Annotated in this window: 6 protein-coding genes and 2 tRNA genes; 1 reads left to right on the top strand and 7 read right to left on the bottom strand. The window is 34.6% G+C overall.

Translation table 11 applies throughout. The features are described from left to right. Positions 1–204 precede the first annotated feature (204 nt). A tRNA-Pro gene (locus tag EJN84_RS11185) sits at positions 205–278 on the bottom strand. A gap of 109 nt (positions 279–387) precedes the next feature. Between EJN84_RS11185 and EJN84_RS11180 the strand changes: the two genes are divergently transcribed. Continuing rightward, positions 388–460 (top strand) — tRNA-Gly (locus EJN84_RS11180). Between the two features lie 405 nt (positions 461–865). Here the strand turns inward: EJN84_RS11180 and EJN84_RS11175 are convergent. From EJN84_RS11175 to EJN84_RS11150, 6 genes are all read right to left on the bottom strand, one after another. Beyond that, the gene (locus EJN84_RS11175; protein ID WP_129595501.1) at positions 866–1,186 is read right to left on the bottom strand and encodes a DsrE/DsrF/TusD sulfur relay family protein; all 321 of its coding nucleotides are present in this window, start codon (positions 1,184–1,186) and stop codon (positions 866–868) included. Between the two features lie 11 nt (positions 1,187–1,197). Further along, on the bottom strand, positions 1,198–1,767 hold the full coding sequence (locus EJN84_RS11170; RefSeq protein WP_129595500.1) for a class I SAM-dependent methyltransferase: 570 nt from the start codon (positions 1,765–1,767) through the stop codon (positions 1,198–1,200). 4 nt (positions 1,768–1,771) lie between these two features. After that, the gene (locus EJN84_RS11165) at positions 1,772–2,047 is read right to left on the bottom strand and encodes an ArsR/SmtB family transcription factor (RefSeq protein ID WP_165004295.1); all 276 of its coding nucleotides are present in this window, start codon (positions 2,045–2,047) and stop codon (positions 1,772–1,774) included. A 279-nt stretch (positions 2,048–2,326) separates the two neighbouring features. Further along, positions 2,327–4,468, bottom strand: coding sequence for a cation:proton antiporter (locus EJN84_RS11160; RefSeq protein ID WP_129595498.1), 2,142 nt, complete (start codon positions 4,466–4,468; stop codon positions 2,327–2,329). 761 nt (positions 4,469–5,229) lie between these two features. Continuing rightward, positions 5,230–5,955: a hypothetical protein gene (locus EJN84_RS11155; RefSeq protein WP_129595497.1), complete on the bottom strand. Its 726-nt coding sequence runs from the start codon at positions 5,953–5,955 to the stop codon at positions 5,230–5,232. Beyond that, the gene (locus tag EJN84_RS11150) at positions 5,955–8,405 is read right to left on the bottom strand and encodes an N-6 DNA methylase (RefSeq protein WP_129595496.1); all 2,451 of its coding nucleotides are present in this window, start codon (positions 8,403–8,405) and stop codon (positions 5,955–5,957) included. Before EJN84_RS11150 ends, EJN84_RS11155 begins: the two co-directional genes overlap by 1 nt. Positions 8,406–8,459 lie beyond the last annotated feature (54 nt).

The following is an 8,459-nucleotide window of genomic DNA, read 5'->3' as shown; positions in this document are numbered from 1 at the left end:
TTATATTGTTTTCTTTCAGAGGGGTCAATAACCGCCGGAATGACAGTTAAAATGTATCTGTTTACCCTGGTTTCCCGGGGGGTCAGTATGCCCGGAATGGGGGGTCAGTATGCTCCGGAATATCCACAGTCAGGCATTTTGATTGTGAATCGATATGTGTGAAAACAAAAAAGGGCGGAAGTGTTATCTCTTTCGTCCTTTTTGTCGGGATGAGGTGACTCGAACACCCGACCTCCACGTCCCGAACGTGGCGCGCTAGCCAACTGTGCTACATCCCGATTGCTTTTTGCGAGCGCAAAGTTAATGATTTTTCGCTATAAAATATCAATAAAAATTGGAAATAAATTTCCTACAAAATAAAAAACTGCTACATTTGCATTGCGAAAGGCGGCAGTAGCTCAGTTGGTAGAGCATCAGCTTCCCAAGCTGAGGGTCGCGAGTTCGAGCCTCGTTTGCCGCTCAATCACTTACGGTCAAAATCCGTAGGTGATTTTTTTGTTTGGTCAAACATTTTGCCGAAAACATGTAGAAATGAGTTGTCGATTTTTTTGACAATGAGTGGATAATTTGTCATTATAGTTTATTGCATTTATTTTTTTCTGGTTCAGCCATTCTTTTTAATATCACGATAATTCGACCTTTTTCCGATTTTCATCACGTTGGTTTCTTGTTGCACTCTTCTTGTTGCACTCTTGTTTTTTGCCATTTCACCTAACGGATTGGCAGTATGTTTTTGTTGCCGATTTCGAAGCACTGTCCCGTCAAGTTATAACTACTTTTGATACTGGCTGAAATGTTCGACAACACACTGACTGCCAAATGTTTTATACACGATGTCCGTTACTGGGCATTCTTCTCTATTTTATCAGAATGTCAGGGTTTTATCCGCCCAAACAACTAAATTAACACAATCAATCATTGTCGACATCGGACATGCATCTGATTCATTTAATTGTCTTGATTTAAGGCATGTTCCACAAGCAAGAATTTCTCCTCCAACATTCACAAATGCTTTTAATTGTTCATCAACATTGTATTTCTCGTGAGTTAAACCTTCGCATTCAACGGCTTCTCCCATTAGAAAAACCTTTACTTCATGTCCTTGTTTTTTTGCTGTTACCGCAAATCTAAAAGCATTCCATGCCTTTTCTAATTCTTTTGTTTCTAAAATGATTCCGATTTTCATATTCAAAAAATTCAAATTTTAGTAATTAATAATCCGTAGTGATATGGCTCTAATAAAAAAGGGTTCTTTGTTACAAGAAATTTTGTATTGTCAATCCATTCGATAATTTGCTCGGGTTTAGGTCTTATCGTTAATTCAGGTCCACGTGGTGTTTTAATATCGCTCCTCCAATGAATAATTCCAATTTTACCATTTGGTTTTAAAATCCGATGAGCTTCATTAAAAAAATCTGATGGTGAATCATGATGAAGTATATTAAACAACATTACATAATCAATTGAATTGTCTTGCAATCCGGTTGTTTGTGTTAAGATGTCTCGATGGGTAATTACAATATTTTCTATTTTCTGATTTTCAATTTTATTCTTTAATTTTTCAATCATTTCATTATCAATATCATAAGCATATAATTTGCCTTTGATTTTCTTTGATGCAGGAATGGTAAATGTACCATAGCCACTACCAATTTCAACTAAATCTTTAATCTTGTCGTCTATTTGTAATTCGGATAAAATCAAATCTATATCAAAAAACTTATTCCAAATCATCTCGTCTGGCATTCCGCTGTCTCTTACTTTCATGATGTTATTTCAGATTGTTTATCAGTTCACTTTGCTTTCTTAAATTATCAATTAACACTTCTCGCATTATTCTGCAAGCAGTTGTAATTCTGTCTGTTGATAATTTGAAATAAACATTTAAACCTTCTTTCCTTTGTACTAAAATCCCATTAGATACCATTAACGAAAGGTGTTTAGAAAGATTTGATTTTAAAACTCCTGTCTCATTCTGAAGTTCTCCCAAAGTTAATTCCTTATCATTCAATACGTCAATAATCTCAATTCGGATAGGATTTGCCAACGCTTTACAAAATATTTGCATGTAATTTATATAGAGTCTTATCTCTCATTGTTCAGTTGATTATCTGTTTATTAGGTTACAAATATATAAGCTAATTTCAGAAATCTGTCAAGTTGTACGTTTTTTTTCTTGCCCTGCGCCCAACGGATTGGCGGTATGTTTTTGTTGCCGATTTCGAAGCACATTCCGGTCAAGCTAAAAAGTACTTTTGATACGGGCTGAAATGCTCGATAACCTACCGACTGCCAAATGTTTTATATACGATGACGGGCGCTGGGCTTATTTTTGTCTGAATAATTTCATAATATTTTTACCTATTTCGTCAAGTTTTTCAATTGGTTCAATCAATGATGGATTATTTAGGTCTATCTCTTCGTTATCAACAACTCCTTGCTGCATTGGATAAATAAGAATAAAACTATTTCTCTTGAAATATTTATTCAAAAATGTAGGGATATTGCTCATATTCACATCGTAGGAAGGTTTATTTGCCCTGCTTAATACTATTAATAAATTATCGTCAGTTCTAATGTCCCGTGAAATATTCAAAAAGTCATTCCAATCGTCAAAAATTTTAAAATCTGCTTCAATGGGGTGTTTTGAATGAATTTTCTTAATATATGCAAGGGTTGATTCATTGGCATAGAAAACAATTCTTGCACCTGTGTTTTTGGAAATATTCCATATTTTCGACAACCAAAATGGAAACCCTATCTCTTTCTCAGCATTTGGCGGTACAATTACAATATGTCTTTTTATTGTAGAAATTGGCTGTATTGGTTTATATACAAAGGTAGTTGTATTGCATTTCGTCAAAATACCTTCCGTTAATTTTCCAAGAAATGATTCTGAAATGCCTTTGTTTACATGAAGTCCTAAAACTAAGTCGCTAATATTTTGTTCTTTAATAACACCAATTATTCCATTTGTTGGATTTATATCATATCTCAATAGTTTATTTAATTGTATGTCACTCGCTGAAGCTGTAAAAACAGCTTTGTCGAGTATCTTTTTTGCCTGATTATTAGATTCCGAAGAGTCATTAGTGACAACATTAAGTGCAAATAAACCCTTTTTATTTCCTTTTGATTTAAGTATCGAACTTAGATTAATTAATTCCTCAATTGTTTCTGGATTACTTATAGGAATTAATATTCTTTCAGAGTCTTCAACATTCTCGCTTTCAACCGCAGATGACTCTTGTAATGAAATATTTTTACCACCTTTTTGAGCAGCAAATGATGCTATAGTGCAAGTAATAAGAATCATTATAATTGTTCCGTTTAAGATGCTTTCGCCTAATAACCGAATTGGTTCACCGTTGGCAGTTTCCCCGATTATAACATTATAACCAACCAAAACAGCCGCAAGGGTAGCTGCTGCCTGTGCATTACTCAATCCAAAGATTAATCTGCGTTCGTCAATTGAAAGCTTAAATGACTTTTGAGTAAGCCATGCTGCGATAAATTTTGCAGAAGTAGCAACTATTGTCATTACAGCTGCTACTTTTATTGTTTCAAAGTCGTTAAAGAACGCTCGATAGTCAACAAGCATTCCTACTCCGATAAGGAAAAATGGTATAAAAATTGCATTTCCTACAAACTCAATCCTGTTCATTAACGATGATGTAGAAGGAATTAGGCGATTAAGTGCCAAGCCTGATAAAAATGCACCAATAATCGCCTCTATGCCTGCTGCCTCGGCAAGTACAGCACCAAGAAAAACCATTACAAGAACAAAAATATATTGTGAAACATTGTCTTCGTACCTTTTAAGAAACCAACGACCTATGATTGGAAAAAGAAACATTACAATTAAACCAAAAACTAAAATTGAAATTGAAAGTTTAGTCCAAAATGTAGAGTTTACTTCACCTTGAGTCATGCCAACAATAACGGCAAGAACTAAAAGGGCAAGGGTGTCAGTAATCATTGTACCACCAACGGCAATATTTACAGCACGATTTTTTGTTACTCCAAATTTGCTGAGCATTGGATAAACAATTAATGTATGCGATGCATACATACTGGCAAGCAAAACGGATGTGAGAATTGAAAAATCAAGAATATAAATACCTGACAATATGCCGAGGGTCATGGGTATCAAAAAAGTATATAGTCCGAACAACAAACTTTTAGCACTATTCTTTTTGAATTCTCCCAAATCTATCTCCAAGCCTGCGAGAAACATAATATACAACAACCCTGCTGTGCCTGATAATATTATACTGCTGTCTCGCAACAAAAGGTTAAATCCATTAGGACCAATTACGGCTCCTGCTATAATAAGTCCAAGAATATGAGGTATTTTAAGCTTATTTGAAAGAATCGGGGCAGATAATATAATAATGAGAATAACCAGAAATTTCAGTACCGGATTAGTCAAAGGTAATGTTGTCTCAAAAATATTTAATAAAATCATATTCTGTCAATTTTTAAAATTCTTCCATCAAATATATGAAATGCTGTCGGTTTCTCAGCCTTGCGCCCAACGTCTTATTTACGCAACAAATATAAAACATTCTTAAATACAAAATATCAAACCTGCGTAAATCATTTTATTCATATTCATACTTATGGATAAAAGACAATATATCAACCGAATAAGATAATTTTTTTTATTATAAAAAAGTTGCATTCACGAATGTTACGATTAATTTTGCTGTGGTTAAATCTAAAAAAAATGGACATCGAATATTTAATCGCAGTTTTCGAACGGAAACTCATGCTCTAAAGGTACAGCGCCGGTTCCATCAAAAAATTACAGCAGTTCGGTGAGGAGTTTCCTTCAAGTGGCGGAAAAGCGGGTTGATCAACCGACGAATTAAATGAAAATGAAATTGAAAAATACGTTTACCGGAAATAAGGACAATATAAGCAGTTCCTATCGGTTTGCAAATGTGTTGTTTTGTGCGTGGACTGTTCATTTTATCGTTTTTTCTTTTTCTGTCTTTATGTAGCAATTTGTTCGCCGACACGAAATTTTGAGCGGGCTACATTGCTTGAATAACCATTGAAACCCTTATTGTATAAAGCCTTTTTTAGGCGGTTCGTTGTTTTTTCTCGTCATTTTTGCTGCATTGTCTTTCTGTCCGTGCGTCGGGGTTGGCAAGCTCTTTTGCAGGTTTTGTTCTTGGCGTTGGCTGGTGCGACCTGCAAATGTGCTTGACTACGAAGCGAGGGCTATGTTGTTTTATAATTTTCCACAAATGTTTCAAATAAACTTTTCATAGCTTCATAGTTTTTTCTTTTCGATAGAATTGTAATGTCAAAAGTCAGTAAATGCTCAATGTCTTTCTGTGAGAGATAATTACCATGTATTAGGATTTCTCTAATCTGGTCTAAGTCATCGTAATATTGTCTTTTGTCGGGGTCGTGATTTTCAATTAAAAATTTTGCAAGGCATTCTTCAATAATTGGTTTTGAGTGATTTTGAATATCATCAACTGCACGTAAAACATCATCAATCTTTCTGTCGATAATATTTTTGTCATTGAATAATATTTTTCCATTGCTATGTGACGAATTATTTCGGTCATCAACACTTTTTTTGTAAGTGCCAATTTTTGAATTATCGCAACCAAGAAGCTTGAAAAACTTGAAAAATGGTGCTTCGTTTGATTTTACAAAAGCAAATGGCGTTACAGCGTTAATGAAATCATTTTCCATGTCGTTGCTCAACCCAACCATCGCTTTCTCAAAATCTGTTTTTCTGTTTTCTTTGATTTGCCATACCTCAAAATATACAAAACTCATATAAAGCATGTGGTAAGCAATAAAAGCAAAGGGATATTTTGCATTATTGTAATTGCTTTCAAAACTTTCCCAAAGGAAATTTATGTAATCTTGCTCATCCCTTGTTTTATAAGAGTTTGGCAAATATTCCAGTATGTCAATTGCATTTGCCATTATTCTTCCCAAAGTTTATTGATTTCGTCTTTTATTTTTTGCTCGTATATCTTAATCAGCTCTTTACTGGCATTTACCAATTGTTGCTCTTTTTCGATTTGGGAAACTATTGCCTCCTGCTCGGAAAGCGGGGGAATTGGAATGCCAAGTTGTTTAAGTTTTACTATTGTTATCGCATTATATGCAGCACCATTAGATAGTTCTGCCATTCGATATGAAAAAGCATTTTCTAAAATGTACTTCAAAAAAAATGGATTTACTCCCTTTAAGTCTTTTACCCAAATCAAATTCCCGTCTTTAAAATAAAATTCCCGATCATCAGAGATAACCCAAATAATACCTAAAGTTCCAACTGCCGAAATTAAAAGTTCGCCCTTTTTAGGAATATCATTTTTAGTTTTTAGTTCCTTGAAACGTTCCTTAGAAATATATAGTTCTAAACTTATCTCCTTTCCTTGACTTAATTCGACAATTTCTTTAGTTCGATAAAAAGGAATACCTTCATCGGTGTATTCTTCTTGGAATATCCTTTTGCTTGAAGTAATATTTGTTATACTTCCTAACTCCACCATTTCCCATTCGGGTTTTATATCAATTTGGGGTTTGTAGTTTTCTACTACCTGCTTTGCACCGGCTATGATTTTTTCGTATTGCTCTATTTTTGCTTCGATTTCTAATTGAACGGTAATTGTTGGCAATGGTATTTTGAAAGGAGACAATGAAGCTCGTGTAATTTGGGGTTGTGCAGCACCTGTAATTACGGAACTCAAATCTGAAGCCTTTAATAAATGAAATAGAAATCTCTTATTAATTCTATTATCAATTGGTTTAGCAACCATTGCATTTCCCGTAATCCAAGATTTAGGTTCAGAAAAATTTATTGTACCACATGTAGCCCCTCTACATGTTATTAGAACTTCTGATTCTTCATGATTATATTTATCGTAATAACCAATTACACCGTTTGCACCAAAAACTTTGTATTCCCCATTTTCTTTGAAATCACTTGCGCTAATAGTTTGAGGTTGATAAAGGTCACAAACTTCGCTTAATTCAACTAAATCGAATTTGGAATGCTTTTTTGCAATACTGTCTTTATATCTATCGCCACTTAAATTATAATCCCCGTTCTCAGCTATTCTGCTTTTTTCAACTGCAATCGAGTTTAATGGCAAATGTTCAAAATCAATTAGCGAAAAGTCATTATTACGAATAGCTGTAATGTATTGCTTTATGAAATTTGTAGCGTCAGGCAAATCACTTGTGGCGAGTTCTTTTCTTTGGGCACCTAAACTATAACCATCATTTTCAATTTTTACGAAAAGGATTTTATCAGTTTTTTTTGCAAGGGTTTTATCTAATAATAGAATGGAAGTTTTAACACCGCTATAAGGCTGAAAAATTCCGGCAGGCAAACTAACTACTCCATAAAGAAAGTTATTTTCAACCAATAATTTTCGTAATGCTTTGTAAGCCGTAGCACTTTGAAAAATAATACCTTCGGGAACTATCACCGCTGCACGTCCGGTTGTCGGATTAATATGCTCCATGATATAATCCACAAATAGCACCTCGCTTCTATTTGCTTGCATTGCAAATTTCTTGTGCGGGCGGATACCTCCTTTAGGGGTCATAAATGGCGGATTAGCCATGATAATGTCAAAGGTGTCGCCCCAGCGGTCAGTGCTGGTTAAAGTGTCGTATTCGTAAATTTTTGGCGTGGTAAATCCATGCAGATACATATTTACCAAACTCAAACGCACCATTTCGGAAGAAATATCATAACCGACGAAGTTATTTATTAACTTTTTCCGTTCATCGGGAGTAAGTAAATCGCCTTTGTCCTTTTTAGTGTTTTCGTTAAGAATGTGTCTATATGAAGAAATTAAAAAACCGGCAGTCCCACATGCCGGGTCGCAAATGCTTTCATCTTTTTTTGGCTGCATAATGGCAACCATAAAATCAATAATGTGGCGGGGTGTGCGGAATTGTCCTGCGTCACCCTGACTGCCTAAAACTGATAAAAGGTATTCAAAAGCATCGCCCAATTTTTCGCTGTGGTCGTAATGAAACTCATTAATAACTTTCAGAAACATTTTCAAAGTCTCTGGGTCTCTGTAAGGTAGATAAGCATTTTTAAAAATATCCCTGAAAAGTTGCGGTATGTTTGGATTTTGGTTGAGCTTTACAATGGCTTCTCCATAAAGTGCTAACATCTCATATCCGCCCAATTTCGGGTCAAATATTTTCGTCCAACTATATTTTTCGTAATCACCTGTAAAAAAAGTAGCTTCTCCTCCAAATTCCATTGCTTCCTTATCCATGTCGTCCATAAATTTGTATATCATGGCAATGGTAATTTGCTCCACCTGACTTTGTGGGTTTGGTAATTTTCCTACCAAAATATCTCTTGCAGTATCAATCCTGCGTTTTGTTTCTTGGTCTAACATTATTTTTTATAGATTCGTCGTTAATGGATTTTTTTTGTTCTTATTCTTTATTGT

Origin of the sequence: Seramator thermalis, assembly GCF_004138125.1 — a bacterium.
Taxonomy (GTDB): Bacteria; Bacteroidota; Bacteroidia; order Bacteroidales; family Dysgonomonadaceae; genus Seramator; species Seramator thermalis.
The sequence above is the reverse complement of the archived record's forward strand: the minus strand, read 5'-3'. Positions and strand labels throughout refer to the sequence as shown.